The 19,091-nt window shown below is 55.7% G+C and carries 19 protein-coding genes; 18 read left to right on the top strand and 1 reads right to left on the bottom strand.

The annotated features are described in order from the left end of the window. Positions 1 to 270 precede the first annotated feature (270 nt). From EHO01S_RS11750 to hemB, 11 genes are all read left to right on the top strand, one after another. Positions 271 to 2,085, top strand: a complete 1,815-nt coding sequence (locus EHO01S_RS11750) for a carbon starvation CstA family protein (protein ID WP_024524134.1) — start codon at positions 271 to 273, stop codon at positions 2,083 to 2,085. A gap of 125 nt (positions 2,086 to 2,210) precedes the next feature. After that, the gene (locus EHO01S_RS11745; RefSeq protein WP_035370537.1) at positions 2,211 to 2,726 is read left to right on the top strand and encodes a DedA family protein; all 516 of its coding nucleotides are present in this window, start codon (positions 2,211 to 2,213) and stop codon (positions 2,724 to 2,726) included. A 99-nt stretch (positions 2,727 to 2,825) separates the two neighbouring features. Continuing rightward, a complete protein-coding gene (rmuC, locus tag EHO01S_RS11740; RefSeq protein WP_024524132.1) occupies positions 2,826 to 4,346 on the top strand; it encodes a DNA recombination protein RmuC in 1,521 nt (506 codons plus the stop codon). Positions 4,347 to 4,359: 13 nt separating this feature from the next. Then, a complete protein-coding gene (gene ubiE, locus EHO01S_RS11735) occupies positions 4,360 to 5,115 on the top strand; it encodes a bifunctional demethylmenaquinone methyltransferase/2-methoxy-6-polyprenyl-1,4-benzoquinol methylase UbiE (RefSeq protein WP_024524131.1) in 756 nt (251 codons plus the stop codon). A gap of 15 nt (positions 5,116 to 5,130) precedes the next feature. Then, entirely contained in the window at positions 5,131 to 5,736 is a 606-nt protein-coding gene (ubiJ, locus tag EHO01S_RS11730) for a ubiquinone biosynthesis protein UbiJ (RefSeq protein WP_024524130.1), read from the top strand. After that, a complete protein-coding gene (gene ubiB, locus EHO01S_RS11725; protein WP_024524129.1) occupies positions 5,733 to 7,364 on the top strand; it encodes a ubiquinone biosynthesis regulatory protein kinase UbiB in 1,632 nt (543 codons plus the stop codon). The genes ubiJ and ubiB overlap by 4 nt, the downstream gene beginning before the upstream one ends. Positions 7,365 to 7,474: 110 nt before the next feature. Next, positions 7,475 to 7,744 carry a Sec-independent protein translocase subunit TatA gene (gene tatA, locus EHO01S_RS11720; protein WP_005290263.1) on the top strand — a complete coding sequence of 90 codons (270 nt, stop codon included), beginning with the start codon at positions 7,475 to 7,477 and terminating at the stop codon, positions 7,742 to 7,744. A 3-nt stretch (positions 7,745 to 7,747) separates the two neighbouring features. Continuing rightward, a complete protein-coding gene (tatB, locus tag EHO01S_RS11715; protein ID WP_024524128.1) occupies positions 7,748 to 8,284 on the top strand; it encodes a Sec-independent protein translocase protein TatB in 537 nt (178 codons plus the stop codon). Continuing rightward, positions 8,274 to 9,059: a Sec-independent protein translocase subunit TatC gene (tatC, locus tag EHO01S_RS11710; RefSeq protein WP_024524127.1), complete on the top strand. Its 786-nt coding sequence runs from the start codon at positions 8,274 to 8,276 to the stop codon at positions 9,057 to 9,059. The genes tatB and tatC overlap by 11 nt, the downstream gene beginning before the upstream one ends. A gap of 87 nt (positions 9,060 to 9,146) precedes the next feature. Then, a complete protein-coding gene (gene tatD, locus EHO01S_RS11705; protein ID WP_024524126.1) occupies positions 9,147 to 9,929 on the top strand; it encodes a 3'-5' ssDNA/RNA exonuclease TatD in 783 nt (260 codons plus the stop codon). A gap of 15 nt (positions 9,930 to 9,944) precedes the next feature. Further along, entirely contained in the window at positions 9,945 to 10,967 is a 1,023-nt protein-coding gene (hemB, locus tag EHO01S_RS11700) for a porphobilinogen synthase (RefSeq protein ID WP_024524125.1), read from the top strand. 51 nt (positions 10,968 to 11,018) lie between these two features. Here hemB and rfaH read toward each other — a convergent pair whose 3' ends face one another. Beyond that, a complete protein-coding gene (rfaH, locus tag EHO01S_RS11695) occupies positions 11,019 to 11,510 on the bottom strand; it encodes a transcription/translation regulatory transformer protein RfaH (RefSeq protein WP_024524124.1) in 492 nt (163 codons plus the stop codon). 247 nt (positions 11,511 to 11,757) lie between these two features. Here rfaH and pepE point away from each other — a divergent pair, with 247 nt between their 5' ends. From pepE to hemG, 7 genes are all read left to right on the top strand, one after another. After that, entirely contained in the window at positions 11,758 to 12,483 is a 726-nt protein-coding gene (pepE, locus tag EHO01S_RS11690) for a dipeptidase PepE (protein WP_024524123.1), read from the top strand. A 128-nt stretch (positions 12,484 to 12,611) separates the two neighbouring features. Next, positions 12,612 to 14,102 (top strand): 4-hydroxy-3-polyprenylbenzoate decarboxylase, encoded by a 1,491-nt coding sequence (ubiD, locus tag EHO01S_RS11685; RefSeq protein ID WP_024524122.1) that lies wholly within the window; start codon positions 12,612 to 12,614, stop codon positions 14,100 to 14,102. Positions 14,103 to 14,139: 37 nt separating this feature from the next. Continuing rightward, the gene (fre, locus tag EHO01S_RS11680) at positions 14,140 to 14,841 is read left to right on the top strand and encodes an NAD(P)H-flavin reductase (RefSeq protein ID WP_024524121.1); all 702 of its coding nucleotides are present in this window, start codon (positions 14,140 to 14,142) and stop codon (positions 14,839 to 14,841) included. Between the two features lie 191 nt (positions 14,842 to 15,032). Continuing rightward, on the top strand, positions 15,033 to 16,364 hold the full coding sequence (pepQ, locus tag EHO01S_RS11675) for a Xaa-Pro dipeptidase (protein ID WP_024524120.1): 1,332 nt from the start codon (positions 15,033 to 15,035) through the stop codon (positions 16,362 to 16,364). After that, the gene (locus EHO01S_RS11670; protein ID WP_024524119.1) at positions 16,364 to 16,981 is read left to right on the top strand and encodes an IMPACT family protein; all 618 of its coding nucleotides are present in this window, start codon (positions 16,364 to 16,366) and stop codon (positions 16,979 to 16,981) included. Before pepQ ends, EHO01S_RS11670 begins: the two co-directional genes overlap by 1 nt. A 49-nt stretch (positions 16,982 to 17,030) precedes the next feature. After that, complete coding sequence (gene trkH, locus EHO01S_RS11665; protein ID WP_024524118.1) at positions 17,031 to 18,482, top strand: Trk system potassium transporter TrkH; 1,452 nt, start codon at positions 17,031 to 17,033, stop codon at positions 18,480 to 18,482. Between the two features lie 16 nt (positions 18,483 to 18,498). After that, on the top strand, positions 18,499 to 19,047 hold the full coding sequence (gene hemG, locus EHO01S_RS11660) for a menaquinone-dependent protoporphyrinogen IX dehydrogenase (RefSeq protein WP_024524117.1): 549 nt from the start codon (positions 18,499 to 18,501) through the stop codon (positions 19,045 to 19,047). Positions 19,048 to 19,091 lie beyond the last annotated feature (44 nt).

Below are 19,091 nucleotides of genomic sequence, written 5' to 3'. Positions count from 1 at the left end.
ATAAATGGCATAGTGCGGTGAGATAGTAAGCAACTATCTTGTGATCGGAGTGGCAGAAGCGCTCGGCCATGCGAGTGTGTGTCGCTGTCGCTGTCGCTGTCGCTGTCGCTGTCGCTGTCGCTGTCGCTGTCGCTGTCGCTGTCGCTACCGCTCGAGCACGTTTTTCGACCGCTTAGTAAGCCAGACTACCGCTTAGCCGCGAGATAGCGCGATGGCGGTGTAGAAGAGGGTAGGCTAATCCCTGAGAAATCCTCAGGGGAGAGTATAACCATGCAACATGCGATTACCTTCGTGGTGGCGACGCTATGTATTCTGGCGATTTGCTACCGTCTGTACGGCCTCTTCTTCGTCAAGACGGTCCTGCGTGCCGACGACAGTGAGGTCACACCGTCACACACTTACGAAGACGGTAAAGACTATGTGCCGACCAAAAAATGGGTCAACTTCGGTAGCCACTTTGCGGCCATCGCCGCCGCCGGTCCGTTGGTCGGGCCGGTGCTGGCTGCGCAGTTCGGCTATCTACCCGGGCTGTTATGGCTGCTGATTGGCTGTGTCATCGGTGGCGCGGTACACGATACCGTGGTGCTGTTTGCCTCGATGAAGCATCAGGGTAAATCATTGTCCGAGGTGGCGAAGGCGGAGTTAGGGCCGATCGCCGGTTGGTGTACTGGACTTGCGATGCTGTTTATCATCACCATCACCATGGCGGGGTTGTCGATGGTGGTGGTCCATGCGTTAGAACGCAACCCGTGGGGCACCTTCGCCGTCTTCATGACCATCCCTATTGCTATCGGCGTCGGCTTGTGGGAGCGCATTACCGGTAGCATGAGAGGGGCGACCTATGTTGGTATCGCCGCTATCATCCTGTGCGTCTTTGCCGGTCCTTATATTCAGCATACCCCTCTTGGTGAGTGGCTGACCTGGAAATCCTCCACCGTGAGCCTGTTGTTGCCGGCCTACGCCTTCTTCGCCACCGCGTTGCCGGTGTGGATGTTGCTGACGCCGCGCGGTTACTTATCCAGCTTTATGAAGATCGGTGTCTTCGGTGCGCTGGTGGTCGGGGTGGTATTCATCAATCCGGCTATTCAGTTTCCGGCGATCACAGCCTTTATCCATGGCGGCGGCCCGGTACTCTCCGGTCCGGTGTGGCCGTTTATCTCGATTACCATCGCCTGTGGCGCCATTTCTGGTTTCCATGCCTTTATCGGTTCCGGTACCACGCCGAAGCAGATTGATAAGTGGAGCGACATCCTGCCGGTGGGCTTTGGTGCGATGCTAGCAGAGTGTGTGGTCGGGGTGATGGCGCTGATCGCCGCCACCTCGCTGCATCCGGCGGATTACTTTGCCATTAACTCCAGTGCTCAGGCTTGGGCCGGGTTGGGGATGGAGGTGGTTCACCTGCCACAACTAAGCCAGGAGATCGGTCTGGATCTGTATGGCCGTACCGGCGGGGCGGTGACCCTGGCGGTCGGCATGACCGATATTTTTATCCGGGTGCCGTGGTTTAGCAGCCTCGCTTCCTACTTCTTCCAGTTTGTCATCATGTTCGAGGCGGTGTTCATCCTGACGGCGGTCGACTCTGGGACGCGGGTGGCGCGCTATCTGCTGCAAGACTTCCTCGGCGATCTGTGGGCACCACTGAAACGCACCGATTGGCTGCCGGGTTCGATCTTCTGCTCTATCGTCGCCTGTCTGCTGTGGGGCTATCTGCTCAACTCCGGCGACATCAACTCAGTATGGGCGTTGTTCGGGGTCTCCAACCAATTGATGGCTTCTGTCGGTCTGATCATCGGCGCAACGATTATTCTGCGTCTGGCGACGAAACGTGTTTACATGCTGACCTGTATCCTACCGCTGGTTTACCTGTTCATTACAGTGAACTATGCGGGTTACTGGATGGTAAAACATGTCTATTTCAATCCGCAGGCGGCGGGGTACAACCTGTTCAACGGCACTATCTCCATTATCATGTTGGTGTTGGGGATGGTGATCCTGCTGTCGGCGTTGCGTAAGTGGCGTACGCTTTGGGTGAAACGCGGCAGTGAGCTGGCACGCGCCCAGGCCGAAGCTGAGGCGGCGGCCTAATCGTCAGGTCTATCGAGTAGTACAAAACCAACGGCCGATTTAGCGGCCGTTGGTTTTTTCTCGCCCTCACTGCGGGTAAGCTGGGCCTCCAGCCGTCGTATGAGGAGTGAGGCGTGTTAGATAGCATGATTCAAGGTACTGTCGAGTTTGTCCGCCAGCATCAAGCGTGGGCATTACCCCTGGTTTTCGTTTTATCTTTCGGTGAGTCGCTGGCCTTCATTTCCCTGTTGTTGCCGGCGACAGTGATCCTCTTCGCGTTAAGCGCCCTGTTGGGCGAGGGCGGTGTGGCTTTCGTCCCCGCCTGGCTAGCGGCGGCGAGCGGGGCTTTTCTCGGTGACTGGCTCTCCTACTGGCTGGGGTATCACTATCAACAGCAGATCGGTGATGTCTGGCCGTTATCGCGCAATCCGCATATCTTGCAACGTGGCCATCGTTACTTCGAGCGCTGGGGATTCTGGGGCGTTTTCTTCGGCCGTTTTCTTGGCCCGTTACGGGCGGCGGTGCCGTTGGTCGCCGGTATTTGCGCCATGCCGCAACGCTATTTTCAGCTGGCTAATCTGCTGTCAGCCTTGATCTGGGGAGCCGGTATCTTGGCCCCCGGTATGCTAGGAATACGCTGGTTGGGGCAGTGGATGGGGTAAGACCACGCCGTGCTGTTTCACATTCTGTGGCGTTAATCTCTGGACATCCATACAGGCGCTGATTACCGTGTCGAACGAGGCAACAGAGCTGGAGGCAGGGTGGATAACGCGATGATTTGGGTAGCCATAGCGGTGTTGGCTGGCGCGCTGATTGGCTGGTTAGCGGCCTCGCTGCGTGCACAGCAGGCAAGGGTCGGACATGAACAGGCGCTGGGTGTGCTAGAGCGTCAATTGGCCGCCGCGCAGGAACGCATCAGTCAACAACAGTTATGGCATGATGAGTGCGAGCGTCTGAATCAGGAGCTACGCGCGTTGCGTGAGGTCAATAGTGCGCAGGAGGCGGAGCTGCGCGAGGTGACGATTCGTCTGGAAGAGACGCGCATGGGGGCGGAGGAGAAGCAGCGCCTGCTGCTGAATGCCGAGCAGCGGCTCAATGTTCAGTTCGAGAACCTGGCCAACCGGATCTTCGAGCACAGCGGACGGCGGGTCGAGGAGCAGAATCGCCAGAGTCTTGATGCGCTATTGATGCCGCTGCGTGAGCAGTTAGACGGTTTCCGTCGTCAGATTAATGACAGCTTCGGCCAAGAGGCCCGTGAGCGTCACACCTTGACCCATGAGATCCGCAATCTGCAACAGCTGCACGCCCAGATGGCGCGTGAAGCGCTTAACTTGACGCGAGCCTTGAAGGGGGACAACAAAACTCAGGGCAACTGGGGGGAGGTTGTGCTCAGTCGGGTATTGGAGTCTTCGGGGTTGCGCGAGGGATATGAGTACCATACGCAAGTCAGCGTGCAGACGGAGGACCGCGGGCGCATGCAACCCGATGTGGTGGTGCATTTGCCTCAGGGGAAAGATGTGGTGGTGGATGCCAAGATGTCGCTGGTCGCTTACGAGCGTTTCTTTAACGCAGAGGATGACGCTGTGCGCGAACAGGCGTTGCAACAACATATCTTGTCGTTACGCGCCCATATTCGTCAGTTGGGGCGTAAGGATTACCAACGGTTGCCCGGCTTGCGTACTCTGGATTACGTTCTGATGTTTATCCCGCTCGAACCGGCTTTTTTAGCGGCTATTGATCGCGATCCGGAGCTGATTAGTGAGGCGCTACGCAATAATATTATGCTGGTTAGCCCGACCACCCTTTTGGTAGCACTGCGCACTATCAATAATTTATGGCGTTATGAATATCAGAGTCAAAATGCGCAAAAAATCGCGGATCGTGCAGCTAAGCTATACGATAAAGTACGCTTATTCGTCGATGATATGTCTGCACTCGGGCAAAATTTAGAGCGTGCTCAGTCAAGTTATCGTCAGGCAATGAACAAACTGAGTCACGGGCGTGGTAACCTGATAGGCCAAGTGGAAAGTTTTCGCGGGCTAGGCGTGGAAGTGAAACGCCCTATCAGCCCGCCGCTGGTTCAGGATACCGGCCCGTTGTCAGCGGATGGAGAGCGCGTTGCGGCAGCCTGCGCGGAGGTCGCGTTCCCGGCTCGTTTCTCTGCCTCCCCAGCGTCGGTAACACCTGCACTCCACCCCGTTGATGTTGATACTGAGTCGTCCCCTTTGGGCGATGTTGAGGCACCCTTGCCGCGGCCGGGTGTCATGCAACCACCAATTTAGGCTAAGGAAAGAAATGGTAGATCAAACGCCGGAAACCACACACTTTGGTTACAAGACTGTTGCCACCGCCGAAAAAGCTGGAAAAGTCGCGCAGGTTTTTCACTCCGTGGCGGGTAAGTACGATTTAATGAATGACCTGATGTCATTCGGGATCCACCGCCTGTGGAAGCGCTTTACCATCGATTGCAGCGGTGTGCGCCAGGGGCAGCGCGTACTCGATTTGGCGGGAGGAACCGGCGATCTGGCCGCGAAATTCTCACGTATCGTGGGTGAGCAAGGCGAGGTGGTACTGGCCGATATCAATGATTCGATGTTGAAGATCGGTCGTGAGAAGCTGCGCAATATGGGTATCGCAGGCAACTTGAACTATGTACAGGCGAATGCGGAAGCCTTGCCCTTCCCTGAGAACCATTTCGATTGCATCACCATCGCCTTTGGTCTGCGTAATGTGACAGATAAAAACAAAGCACTGCGTTCCATGTTCCGGGTTCTGAAGCCGGGGGGTCGTCTGTTGGTATTGGAGTTTTCCAAGCCGCAATTCGCGGCGCTGAGCAAGGCATATGACGCCTATTCATTCCATGTGTTGCCGCGTATTGGTGAGGCGGTAGCGCACGATGGCGATAGCTATCGCTATCTGGCGGAGTCCATTCGCATGCACCCGGACCAAGAGACGCTGAAGGCGATGATGGATGAAGCCGGGTTTGAAAATACCTCTTACGATAATCTGACGGGCGGTATCGTGGCCCTGCATCGTGGTTATAAGTTCTAAGCTGAAGGAAACGGCATGCTGACTCCTCTATGTACGGCGTTATTGGAGCGCGCGCTGAATAGTGCGCTGTATCGGGATCGCGCGTTACAGAGTGCCCGGCAACGTCTAGCAGGGCGTGTGCTACAGATGGCGCTGGCGGAGCTGGATCAGCCGTTCTTCCTCAGTTTCAGTCAGCGGCAGGTCGATGTGTTAGCCGCCTGGGAAGGGGCGGTGGATTGCCGGGTGAGAGCGCGTCTAGCGGTGTTGCCGCAACTGCGTGATCGCCGTCGTCTGGCGGCGTTGATGCATGCCGGCGAACTGCGGGTCGACGGGGATATTCAGGTGGTACAGCAGTTTGTTGCTCTACTTGATTTGGCTGAGTGGTCGCCGGCTGAGCTCATCGCCCCCTATACCGGTGATATCGTGGCGCAAGGCGTGTGTTCGGCGCTGCAAAAAGGCATGCAGACGCTTAGCGCTACGCTGTGCCGACAACGCGACTATGCTCGTGATGCCTTGATCGAAGAGTGGCAGTTGGCCCCCGGCGCGCTGGAGTATGCCTGGTTTCAGGACGAGGTTGCGGCCTTGCGGCGTCAAGAAGAGGCGTTAGCACAACGCCTCGCCCAGTTGGAGAAGCGCCGATGACGCCAAGCGAGTTGCGCCGTCTCTGTCTAATTATTCGTGTCTTCTTGGCCTATGGTCTGGACGAGTTGATCCCGAAGATGCGCATTACCCTGCCGCTGCGCATTGGACGCCGTTGTCTGTTTTGGTTACGTAACCGTCATGCGGATAAGCCCTTAGGTGAGCGGCTACGTTTAGCGCTACAGACGTTGGGGCCGGTGTGGATCAAGTTCGGACAGATGCTGTCGACACGGCGTGACCTCTTCGCCCCGGCTATCGCCGATCAACTGGCGTTATTGCAGGATCGTGTGGCACCATTCGACGGTGCGTTGGCACGCCAGCAGATTGAGGCGGCCTTAGGCGGTGATCTGTCCCAGTGGTTCGATGATTTCGACAGTCAAGCCTTGGCATCCGCCTCCATCGCTCAGGTGCACACCGCCACGCTACGGGAGAATGGTCGAGAAGTGGTATTGAAGGTGATCCGGCCCGATATTCAACCGATCATCCAGGCGGATGTGCGCTTGATGTATCGGTTAGCGGCCTGGGTACCAAAGCTGCTACCCGATGGGCGCCGTTTACGTCCACGTGAGGTGGTGCGTGAGTATGAGAAGACATTGTTAGATGAGTTAAATCTGTTACGCGAAGCGGCTAACGCCATCCAATTGCGGCGTAACTTTGATGGCAGCCCAATGCTGTATGTGCCAGAGGTGTTTTCCGACTATTGCCGCGAATCGGTACTGGTGATGGAGCGGATCTATGGGGTTCCGGTATCGGATATCGCGGCACTGCGTGCGCAAAACACCAATATGAAGCTGTTGGCGGAGCGTGGCGTGCAGGTGTTCTTCACCCAGGTATTTCGTGACAGCTTCTTTCATGCCGACATGCATCCGGGCAATATCTTCGTCAGCTATGACCATCCACAGGATCCGCAATATATCGGCATCGATTGTGGCATCGTCGGCAGTCTGAATAAGGCGGATAAGCGTTATCTGGCAGAAAATTTCATCGCCTTCTTCAATCGAGATTATCGGAAGGTAGCGCAATTGCATGTCGATTCCGGTTGGGTACCGCCGGACACGAACGTCGAAGAGTTCGAGTTCGCCATTCGTACCGTGTGCGAACCCATTTTCGAGAAACCGTTGGATCAGATCTCTTTCGGCCATGTGCTGCTCAATCTGTTTAACACTGCACGGCGCTTCAATATGGAGGTTCAGCCGCAGCTGGTCTTGTTGCAGAAGACGCTGTTGTATGTCGAAGGGCTGGGACGTCAGTTATACCCGCAGTTAGATCTCTGGACCACCGCGAAGCCCTTTTTGGAGAACTGGCTACACGATCAGGTCGGCTTACCAGCCTTGCTGCGTGCGCTGAAGGCGAAGGCTCCCTACTGGACGGAGAAGCTGCCGGAGATGCCGGAGCTGTTGTATGACAGTCTGCAACAGCAGCGGCGTCTGCAATACAGCATGGATAATATGGCGCGCCAATTGGGACAACAGAGTCATAAGCAGGGGCGTGCGCGTTATCTGTTCGGCATTGGCGCCACCCTGTTGCTCAGTGGTACCATCCTCACGATGGCTGATGTTGCGCTCTGGCCAGTGGGCCTGTATGTTGCTGGAGTCGTGATCTGGCTCGCAGGCTGGCGTTATACCCGGTGATCCATCCCTCGAATTAGGGAGATGTAAAGGTCCGAAAGACGTTCAAAATGACGAAGTGTACCGTATAATGCGGCGTCACGAATAACCCCTTGCGATAGAGGTGAGTAAAAATGGGCGGTATCAGCATTTGGCAGTTGTTGATTATTGCAGTGATCGTGGTGTTGCTGTTTGGCACCAATAAGCTGCGGACTCTGGGTTCGGATCTGGGTGCATCGATCAAGGGCTTTAAGAAAGCCATTGGCGATGATGAAAAGACGCCCCCTTCCAGCAATGCAAACAGCAGTGCGGCGCCTCAGGATGCCGATTTTAAATCGATCACTGAGCAGCAGCCTGAAGTGAAGAAAGACGAGTCCAAGAGTCAGAATAAAGAGCAGGTGTAAACCGTGTTTGACATCGGATTTAGTGAACTGTTGCTGGTAATGGTCATCGGCCTGGTGGTATTGGGGCCGGAGCGGTTGCCGGTAGCGGTGCGGACGGTAGCGGGATGGATCAAGGCGTTGCGCTCGTTGGCAACCTCGGTTCAGAACGAGCTGTCGCAGGAATTGAAGCTCCAGGAGTTGCAGGATAGCCTCAAGAAAGCAGAGAAGGCCGGCTTGCAGAATCTGACTCCTGAGCTGAAAGCCTCCATGGATGAACTGAAGCAGGCGGCCGAATCAATGAAGCGCAGTTATCATTCAGAGATCACTGGATCCGATACGGGCAAGGAGTCTTCGGCGGCGGAAACGATCCATCATCCAGATATGATCAAACCGCAGCCTGAGGCTGCGTTGGCGCCGCGGCAGGACGCGGCGCAGGATGTCGCTGTGGTGCCCGAGGATGGGCCGGTTGCTCCATCCACTCACGTCGATGCTGCCTCTGCCGACGCGCAGCCCGCATCGTCTCTCTCCACCTTACAAGATAGTTCGCAGCATGGCCGTTGAAGATACCCAGCCGTTGATTAGTCATTTGATCGAGCTGCGTAAGCGGCTGTTAAATTCTATTGTCTGTATCCTGGTGGTGTTTCTGGCGTTGGTCTATTTTGCCAATGACATTTATCACCTGGTTTCAGCGCCTCTGATCAGTCAGTTGCCACATGGCGCCAGTATGATCGCCACCGATGTGGCCTCGCCGTTTTTTACGCCGATTAAGCTGACCATGATTGTGTCGGTGTTTGTCTCCGCTCCGTTTATTCTGTATCAGGTCTGGGCCTTTGTGGCGCCGGCATTGTATAAGCATGAGCGGCGGATGTTGACGCCGTTGCTGATCTCCAGCACTTTGCTGTTCTATGTCGGTATGGCATTTGCCTATTTCGTGGTTTTCCCGCTGGCATTTGGCTTTTTTGCTAAGACCGCGCCAGCCGGGGTGACGATCGCGACCGATATCAATAACTACCTCGACTTCGTTATGGCGCTATTTATGGCGTTCGGTGTGTCGTTTGAGGTGCCGGTCGCGATCATCTTACTGTGCTGGACCGGGGTGACCACGCCGGCCGAGTTGAAGAAGAAGCGGCCGTATGTGATTGTCGGCGCCTTTGTGGTCGGTATGTTACTGACGCCGCCGGATGTGTTCTCGCAAACCCTGCTGGCCATTCCGATGTGCTTGTTGTTTGAGGTCGGGGTCTTCTTCGCCCGCTTCTATGTGGGGAAACGGCGTCGTGATGCAGAAGATGAAGAAGATGACGCGCAACCCGATGAAGAGCAGCCTAAAGCAGGCTGACGGGATCGCGTTTGACGGGCCGCCTTAGGGCGGCCTGTTTGTTTTGGCTCTGCGTCTTGCACGCTTACTATCATGAGGAGTCTGCGTATGCTGGATATCGGAGTCAATCTGACCAGTAGCCAGTTTGCCCAAGACGTGCCGCAGGTGGTTGCTCGCGCCCGTCAGGTCGGATTAAATGGTATGATTATTACTGGCACCGATCTCGCGGGAAGTGTTCAGGCGCGCAGCCTGGCGCAGCGTTATCCCGGATTTTGCTGGTCGACAGCCGGTGTGCATCCCCATGAGGCACATCGCTGGGGGAAGCATAGCGCCGCGGCGTTGGCGCGATTGCTCTGCGACCCCAAGGTGGTGGCGGTCGGAGAATGTGGGCTGGACTTCGCGCGCAATTTCTCGTCGCCAGCGCAACAAGAGGCGGCATTTGACGCTCAGCTGAGTCTGGCGGCGCGTTTGGCCAAGCCGTTGTTTCTCCACTGCCGTGAGGCGCATCCGCGCTTTATTGCGTTGTTGCGTCCCTGGGTGACGCAGATCCCTGGTGCGGTCGTGCACTGCTTTATCGGTACGCGTGAAGAGCTGGAGGCGTGTCTGGCGCTAGGTTTGTCTATCGGTATTACCGGCTGGATCTGTGATGAACGGCGAGGGGTGGCGTTGCGGGCGTTGTTACCGCACATCCCCGCTGAACGTCTACTGCTAGAGACGGATGCCCCCTATTTATTGCCGCGCGATTTAGAACCGAAACCGAAGTCGCGGCGTAATGAACCCTGCTTCTTGCCCCACATCGTAGAGCAGGCGGCTCGCTGGCGCCAAGAGGATGCCGGTTGGCTGCGGCAGGTGACCGAAGACAATGCCCGTCGACTGTTTCGGCTGGCATAAGTAAAGGAGATTACTGTGAGCTATGCATTCCCAGGCGCCTTTCCGGGGCGCCGCCTGCGCCGTTTGCGCCGGCACGATTTCAGCCGCCGTTTGTGCGCCGAAAACGTACTGACGGTCGACGACCTGATCTACCCCGTGTTTGTGATGGAGGGGAATAACCATCAGGAAGCGGTCTCTTCGATGCCGGGTGTGCAGCGCATGACCATTGATGTGTTGCTGCGCGAGGCGGAGGCTATTGCCAAACTGGGGATCCCGGTCCTCTCTCTGTTTCCGGTGGTCGGGGCGGAGAAGAAGTCGCTGTATGCCGAAGAAGCTTACAACGCCGATGGTCTGGTGCAACGCGCGGTGCGTGCATTGAAGGATGCGGTACCGGAGTTGGGGATCTTAACCGATGTGGCGCTGGATCCGTTCACCACCCATGGTCAGGATGGGGTGATCGATGAGGATGGCTATGTCGTCAACGATATCACTAAGGAGATCCTGGTGCGTCAGGCGCTATCCCATGCCGAAGCCGGTGCAGACATCGTGGCACCGAGCGATATGATGGATGGTCGTATCGGCGCTATTCGCAATATGTTGGAGGGTCAGAAGCTGGTCAATACACAGATCATGGCCTATTCCGCCAAATACGCGTCTTGTTATTACGGTCCGTTCCGTGACGCGTTGGGCTCATCCGCGAACCTAAAGGGTGGCAATAAAAAGAACTACCAGATGGATCCGGCCAATAGCGATGAGGCGTTGCAGGAAGTGGCGCAGGATCTGCAAGAAGGGGCGGATATGGTGATGGTTAAGCCGGGGATGCCCTATCTGGATGTGGTTCGCCGAGTAAAGGACACCTTCGGTGTGCCGACCTTCGCCTACCAGGTTTCCGGCGAGTACGCCATGCATATGGCCGCGATCCAGAACGGTTGGTTGCAGGAGCGGCCGGCGATCATGGAGTCGCTGTTGTGCTTCAAGCGCGCTGGTGCTGATGGCGTGCTGACCTACTTCGCCAAACGGGTAGCTCAGTGGCTACACGATGCCGAGATGAACCGCTGAGTGTCGTCATCCGACGCGGCCCGCCTGGACGGGCCGTAACTGGGTGGGGCGTTAGAGGATCTTCTCGAAATCGCTGTTATCCAGCGACTGACTCACTTCTTGATTAAGCAGATTCAACAGCAGGATGGCGCGTTTTTCACCGTCGCTCTCGCGATAAATCGCCTCAAGTCCGCTAAAAGCCCCCTGTAGGATGCGTACCCGATCGCCAGGCATCGGCGTTTGGGGAGCGGCGATCGTGGCCACCGGCGCCGTCATCAGTTGCTTGACCACCCGGAACGGTACGGTGGCGGGCCGTTTTCCGAAGCGGATAAAGTGGCTGACGCCGCGCGTCGACTGCACCGTTGTGGTGTGGATACGTTCGGGATCGAGCTCGATAAACATGTAGTTTGGGAACATGGGTTCCTGCACTTGGATACGTTTACCACGTACCACTTTCTCTAGGACGATCATTGGGGTCACGCAGGGGATCTCCTGACGTGTCAGGTGCTCACGCGCCCGCTCTAATTGTCCCCGTTTGCAATACAACAAATACCACGCTTCCATATTGTCATACTCCTCTTACGCGTTGCAGCCTACCATATCCCGCGCTACAGGCAGAAGCGATGCCATGTCGTATGTGTGTATTTGCTCGACGAATCGTGTCTTTTACGCTGTTTTTTGCCTGAGGTCGGCATAAGATCACATCAATAAATTTTATGTTTGGTTATAAAGGCCGGGAAAAACTGCTGCGTGACGTCGGCGCTGTCATCGGACAGTGTTGTGGCGTTGACGCTTTACCTCGGGGGAAATCATGGAGTTATTTTTACTGAGTAATGGCAAGGTATCCGGTGAGTCTGAACTGCTGGGCTATGCCAAAGGGATGATCCAGGCGATGCTGCTGGAGAAGAAGATCCGCCGGGCGTTGCTGATCCCGTACGCGTTGATCCGTAGCGGCTATGATGCGCGTGCTGCCGAACTGGAGCATTCGCTTGGGATTAAGGTGGAGAGTATCCATCATCACGCTGATCCGGTGAAGGCCGTGGAAGAGGCGGAATGTATCCTGGTCAGCGGCGGTAACACCTGGGTGCTCAACCAGATGTTGCATGAGAATGGTCTGGTTGTGCCGATCCAGCGTGCGGTGCGCGAGCGTGAGATCCCTTATATTGGCTGGAGTGCCGGTTGTAACGTAGCCACACCGAGCATCCGCACCACCAATGATATGCCGGTGCGTAACAGCGTGGTATTACCGTCGTTGGGACTATTCCCGGTACAGATTAACCCACACTATATCGATGCTCATCTCACTGGTCATATGGGGGAAACCCGTGATGAGCGCATCGCCGAGTTTTGCGCGGTGAACCCTAGCGAGTCGGTGATCGCACTGCGCGAGGGAAGTCTGTTGCATGTGAGCGGCGAGACGCTGCAATATTACAGCGCTAAGGCGCAGGGCTATAAAGTCTTCCGTCATGGCGAGGAGGCGCGCGAGTACCACGATACCCAGGCGCTGGCGCCGCTGGTGCCTTTCCACTGCCGCTAAGCCGAGCCTGAGGCGCGCCATCTTCCGCCTCTTTTTCTCGGCATGGGTTACCTGTTTGTAACAAAAGTGCAGCAAGTCGGGTGAAGAACGCTTATAATGTGATCTCCACCCGAATCTATAAGAATGCCATGAAATACCGTGACTTGCGTGAATTCATCGCGTTGCTCGAACAGCGCGGTGAGCTAAAGCGTATTCAACATGCCATCGATCCCTATTTGGAAATGACCGAGATTGCCGATCGCACCCTACGTGCCGGCGGACCAGCCCTGTTGTTTGAAAATCCTAAAGGTTATGACATCCCGGTGTTATGCAACCTATTTGGTACACCGCAACGGGTAGCGCTGGGTATGGGTCAAGAAGAGGTTGGCGCATTGCGTGAAGTCGGCAAGCTGTTGGCCTTTCTCAAGGAGCCTGAACCACCGAAAGGATTTCGCGATCTGGTGGATAAGTTGCCGCAGTTTAAGCAGATTTTAAACATGCCGACTAAGCGTCTGAGTAAGGCGCCTTGCCAGGAGCAGGTGTATCAGGGGGAGGAGGTCGATCTGTCGACCTTGCCAGTGATGCACTGCTGGCCAGAGGATGTCGCGCCCTTAGTCTCTTGGGGATTAACGGTGACGCGGGGGCCACATAAGGTGCGCCAGAATCTGGGGATCTATCGCCAGCAAGTACTGGGCAAGAATAAACTAATCATGCGTTGGCTCTCGCATCGCGGCGGTGCGCTGGATTTCCAGGAGTGGTGTCAGGCGCATCCTGGTGAGCGTTTTCCCGTCGCGGTCGCGTTAGGGGCCGATCCGGCGACGCTGTTGGCTGCGGTAACGCCAGTGCCGGATACCCTTTCCGAGTATGCGTTTGCCGGGTTATTGCGCGGTCATAAGAGTGAGGTGGTGAAGTGTCTTTCTTGTGACCTGGAGGTACCGGCCAGTGCTGAGATTGTCCTAGAGGGGTATATTGACGCGGGCGAATTGGCTCCTGAGGGGCCTTATGGCGACCATACCGGTTACTACAATGAAGTAGAGCGTTTCCCGGTCTTTACCGTCACCCATCTGACCCGACGCGAACAGCCGATTTACCACTCGACCTACACCGGGCGTCCGCCGGATGAGCCAGCAGTGCTGGGGCTAGCCTTGAACGAGGTCTTTGTTCCCATCTTACAGAAGCAGTTTCCCGAAATCGTCGACTTTTACCTGCCTCCGGAAGGATGCTCCTATCGCATGGCGGTGGTGACGATGAAAAAGCAGTATCCTGGTCACGCCAAACGGGTGATGATGGGCGTGTGGTCATTCCTGCGTCAATTTATGTATACCAAATTTGTGATTGTTTGTGACGATGATATCAATGCTCGCGATTGGCAAGATGTGATTTGGGCACTGACGACTCGAATGGATCCGGCGCGTGATACGCTATTAGTTGAAAATACCCCGATTGATTATCTGGACTTTGCCTCTCCGGTATCCGGTTTGGGCTCGAAGATGGGGCTGGATGCCACCAATAAGTGGCCGGGAGAGACGCAGCGGGAGTGGGGGAAACCCATCGTGATGGATGCGCGCGTGCGAGCGAATGTAGACGCCATCTGGAACGAGTTGAACATTTTTGCCAACAATGATGAGGATGCACAGTAGTTTCAATGCTGTGCGCATGAGCCGATAGAGTAATCACATGACAATGTTGAGCTGTAAAGTTACTTCAGTAGATGCCATCACGGACACCGTGTATCGCGTGCGTCTAGTGCCTGAGCAGATGGTCGCTTTCCGCGCCGGCCAATATCTGATGGTGGTGATGGATGAGCGGGATAAACGCCCCTTTTCCATGGCGTCCACACCGTTACAGAGCGACTGCATCGAACTGCATATTGGTGCCTCGGAGTTGAATCTCTACGCCATGGCGGTAATGGATCGCATCCTGCGTGATCGGGAGCTGTGCGTCGATATGCCCCACGGCGATGCCTGGCTGCGCGAGGATAGTCAGCGTCCTCTGGTATTGATTGCCGGCGGGACCGGATTTTCTTATACCCGTTCGATCTTGCTGATGGCCTTGGCGCAACAGCCGCAGCGCGAGATTGCCCTCTACTGGGGCGGGCGCGAGTTGAAGCATCTGTACGATCTGGATGAGCTATCTATGTTGTGCGCGCGTTACCCTAACCTTCAGGTCATTCCTACGGTGGAACAGCCGGAGGCGGACTGGACGGGCCGCACCGGTACGGTGATCAGTGCGGTGATGCAAGATTACGGTTCGCTGGCCGGGCACGATATCTACATCGCGGGGCGTTTCGAGATGGCTAAGATCGCCCGCGAACGCTTCTGCAATGAGCGAGAGGCCAACCCGGAGCATATTTACGGCGACGCATTCGCCTTTATCTGATCATGTCGAGCGGAAGGCGTAGGGTGCCTGCCGCTCGCTGCGATCCGGGAGCGGTGGGCCACTCGGCGTCCCAGATAGCCCTCTCGGCATGTAGAACATGACCATCGCTTCAACCGGGGTGTCGAGAGGGGATTTTGCGTACTACCCTATGCTAAGATGGGTGTCATTCGACGTCTGTAAAGGGTAATGACATGGACACTCTGGCCTCGCTCTACACGAAGCACCTCGCGACACTGCAACAGCGCGCACGCACCATTCTGGAACGTCATAATCTGGATGCGTTACTGATCCATTCTGGCGAGCCGCTCGCTCGCTTTCTAGATGATCAAGATTACCCTTTCAAAGTAAACCCACACTTTAAGGCTTGGGTCCCAGTGACCCAGGTGGCGCATAGCTGGCTATGGATCGATGGTGTCAACAAACCGAGGCTATGGTTCTATTCGCCGTTAGACTATTGGCATAGCGTTTCTCCCTTGCCTCAGTCATTCTGGACTGAGCAGGTAGCGATGACGGCACTGCGCCATGTTGATGAGATCGGCGCACAGCTACCTGGCGAGCGCCATAATGTAGCCTACATTGGGCCGAATGCTGAGCGGGCGCGGGCGTTAGGGATCGCCGAGGCTCATCTGAATCCCCAATCGGTTCTGGACTTTCTGCATTATCACCGCGCCTATAAGAGTGAGTACGAGCAGGCCTGTATGCGCGAGGCACAGCGGATTGCGGTAGATGGCCACCAAGCGGCGCTGGAGGCTTTTCGCGCGGGGATGAGTGAGTTCGATATTAACTTAGCCTATCTGAGCGCGACCGGTCAGGGCGATAACGATGTGCCCTACGACAATATCGTGGCGCTTAACCATCACGCCGCCGTCTTACACTATACCCATTTAGAGCGACGCGCCCCGGCGGAGCACTATAGTTTTTTGATCGATGCCGGTGCTGAGTTTAATGGTTATGCAGCGGATCTGACGCGGACCTACGCCGCACAGGCACAGAGTGACTTTGCCGCGTTGGTTGCCGATGTGAACCAAGCACAACAGGCATTGATCGCCACCTTACGCTGTGGTGTGCGTTATAGCGACTATAATTTACAGTTCCATCAGCGCCTGGCGGCGATTCTGCGCCAACATCACATCCTGACCGGTATCAGCGATGAGGCCGCTGTGGCCCAAGGGTTGACCACACCGTTTATGCCGCATGGCCTTGGGCATCCTCTTGGGCTGCAAGTACACGATGTGGCGGGCTTTATGCAGGATGAGCAGGGGACGCACCTGGCCGCGCCCGCACAATATCCTTACCTGCGTTGTACGCGCATCATGGAGCCAGGTATGGTGATGACCATTGAACCGGGACTCTATTTTATCGATACGTTATTGGCACCGTGGTTGGCAGGCGAATTCGCTCACCATTTCGACCGCCGTCGTATCGAGGCGTTACGTCCTTATGGTGGTATTCGGATTGAAGATAATGTGATCTTCCATGCGAATGGCGTGGAGAATATGACGCGCGATCTGCATCTCGCCTGATGTTACAGCCGTACCCCATTCCCGCCCAGGCCGTCAGTGTCTGCGAGGAGATTAAGAAAAGTCGCTTCATTACGCTGCTGGCGCATACGCCGGGTATTGAGGCGGCAAGGCGCTTTATCCAGGAGACAAGGTGTAGCCATCCCGATGCGCGTCACCACTGCTGGGCGTTTGTAGCTGGCGCGCCGGAGGATACTCAACAACTGGGTTGTTCGGATGATGGCGAGCCCTCTGGCACGGCGGGTAAGCCGATGTTGGCTCAGTTGATGGGGAGCGGTGTTGGGGAGATTTGTGCCGTGGTAGTACGTTATTACGGTGGGATCAAGTTGGGAACCGGCGGCCTCGTTCGCGCCTATGGTGGCGGGGTACAGCAAGCGCTACAGGCGCTCCGTTGTCAGCAGCGGGTGCCGATGGCTGATTATACCCTGTGTTGCGATTATGCCCAGTTGGCACAGGTAGAAGGGATTGTGGAGCAGGCTGGCGGCCATGTGCAAGGTAGCACGTTCGCCGCGCAGGTGACGTTGCAGCTTAGTTTGCCACTCGGCCGCCAAGATGAGGTTGGCGAGAAACTACGCAATGTCAGTCGTGGTGCATTGCAATTGCAGAAGACTTCGCAATAATCCGCGCTCTCCCGTTATTTGGTACTCATTGAGCAAGGAATGTTTCTGGATGCACTTTCGCGCCATCATTCGCATCGTCGGCCTGCTGGTTATCCTCTTCTCCGGCACCATGTTTATTCCCGGGCTGGTGGCGCTAATCTATCGTGATGGCGCCGGGCGCGCCTTTGTGGAAACCTTTTTTGTCGCCCTCGGGATTGGCATGCTGCTCTGGTGGCCGCAACGCAAGCAGAAGCATGAGTTGAAGCCGCGTGAAGGCTTTCTGATCGTGGTGCTGTTTTGGACGGTACTGGGGAGCGTTGGGGCGCTGCCCTTCCTGTTTTCCGAGCGCCCCAACCTGAGTGTAACCGATGCCTTCTTCGAATCGTTCTCAGGCTTGACGACTACGGGGGCAACTACGCTGGTCGGTTTGGATAGCCTGCCCAAGGCGATACTGTTCTACCGCCAGATGTTGCAATGGCTAGGTGGAATGGGGATCATCGTGTTAGCGGTGGCTATCCTACCTATCCTGGGTGTTGGCGGTCTACAGCTTTACCGGGCAGAAATGCCGGGGCCGTTGAAAGATAACAAGATGCGCCCACGCATCGCCGAGACGGCAAAAACCCTGTGGTTGATCTATGTGATGTTGACCATTGCCTGCGCTATCGCGTTATGGGGCGCGGGAATGGATGTATTCGACGCTATCTCACACAGTTTTTCGACTATCGCTATCGGTGGTTTTTCGACCCATGATGCCAGTATTGGCTACTTCAATAGTCCGACCATCAATACTATCATTGCAGTATTCTTATTAATCTCCGGCTGTAATTTCAGCCTGCATTTCGCTTTTCTCAGCGGGCGGAGCCCCAAGGTTTATTGGCGCGATCCCGAGTTTCGTATGTTTATCGTGGTGCAGCTGACGTTGGTCAGCGTGTGTACCCTGGTGCTATGGTTACATAACGTGTACGCCAGCGGTTGGCAGACCGTGAATCAGGCTTTCTTTCAGGTGGTCTCAATGGCGACTACCGCCGGGTTTACCACCGACAGCATCGCTAAATGGCCGTTATTCTTACCTGTCTTGCTACTCTGCTCAGCGTTTATCGGCGGCTGTGCCGGTTCTACCGGTGGCGGGCTAAAAGTCATTCGCATACTGCTGTTATTCTTGCAGGGCTCGCGTGAGTTGAAACGCCTGGTACATCCTAACGCGGTATACACCATTAAGCTGGGTAATCGCGCCTTGCCGGAGCGTATCCTAGAGGCGGTGTGGGGGTTCTTCTCCGCTTATGCTTTGGTCTTTATTATCAGCATGCTGGCCATTATCGCGACGGGGGTTGATGACTTCTCTGCCTTTGCTGCCGTGGTGGCGACGCTTAACAATCTGGGGCCGGGTCTCGGGGTTGTGGCCGATAACTTTACCTCTATGAACGATGCCGCTAAATGGATACTGGTGGTCACCATGCTGTTTGGCCGCTTGGAAGTCTTTACATTATTGGTACTCTTTACGCCAACCTTCTGGCGCAACTGATGGATAGGGATCAGGTATGAAAACCTTAGTACTGTACTCAAGCCATGATGGACAAACTAAAGCCATCGCGACCGCGATCGTGACGGCGATGAGCGAGACGCTGGAGTGTGAACTACGGGATCTCGATCAGGCGGCAGATATCGATTTGTGCGCCTATCAAGCTGTGGCGATTGGAGCAGCGGTTCGTTATGGCCACTTCCCTCGCGCGTTGCATCGTTTCGCTCAGCGTCATGTTCAGCAATTGAATGCCATGCCGACTGCTTTCTTCGCCATTAATCTGACGGCGCGTAAGCCGGAAAAGCGGACTCCACAGACTAACGGTTATACACGCAAGTTTCTGTTGGCGACGCCTTGGCAACCGACGCAATGTGCCGTCTTCGCTGGCGCATTGCGCTATCCGCGTTATGGCTGGTTAGACCGCGTGATGATTAAGATGATTATGAAGATGACCGGTGGGGAAACAGATACGACGAAAGAGATTGAATATACTGATTGGCAGCAGGTAGATCATTTTGCTCGAGATTTTGCTCGTTTCGTCGCCAAAACTACGCAGTCTGTGGCCTGACTTAATCGATTTGTTGAAAAATAAACCGAACGGTATTTTTTTTA

The sequence above is a fragment of the Edwardsiella hoshinae NBRC 105699 = ATCC 33379 genome (assembly GCF_000474215.1).
Lineage (GTDB): Bacteria > Pseudomonadota > Gammaproteobacteria > Enterobacterales > Enterobacteriaceae > Edwardsiella > Edwardsiella hoshinae.
This window is presented reverse-complemented; position numbering and strand designations above follow the sequence as displayed.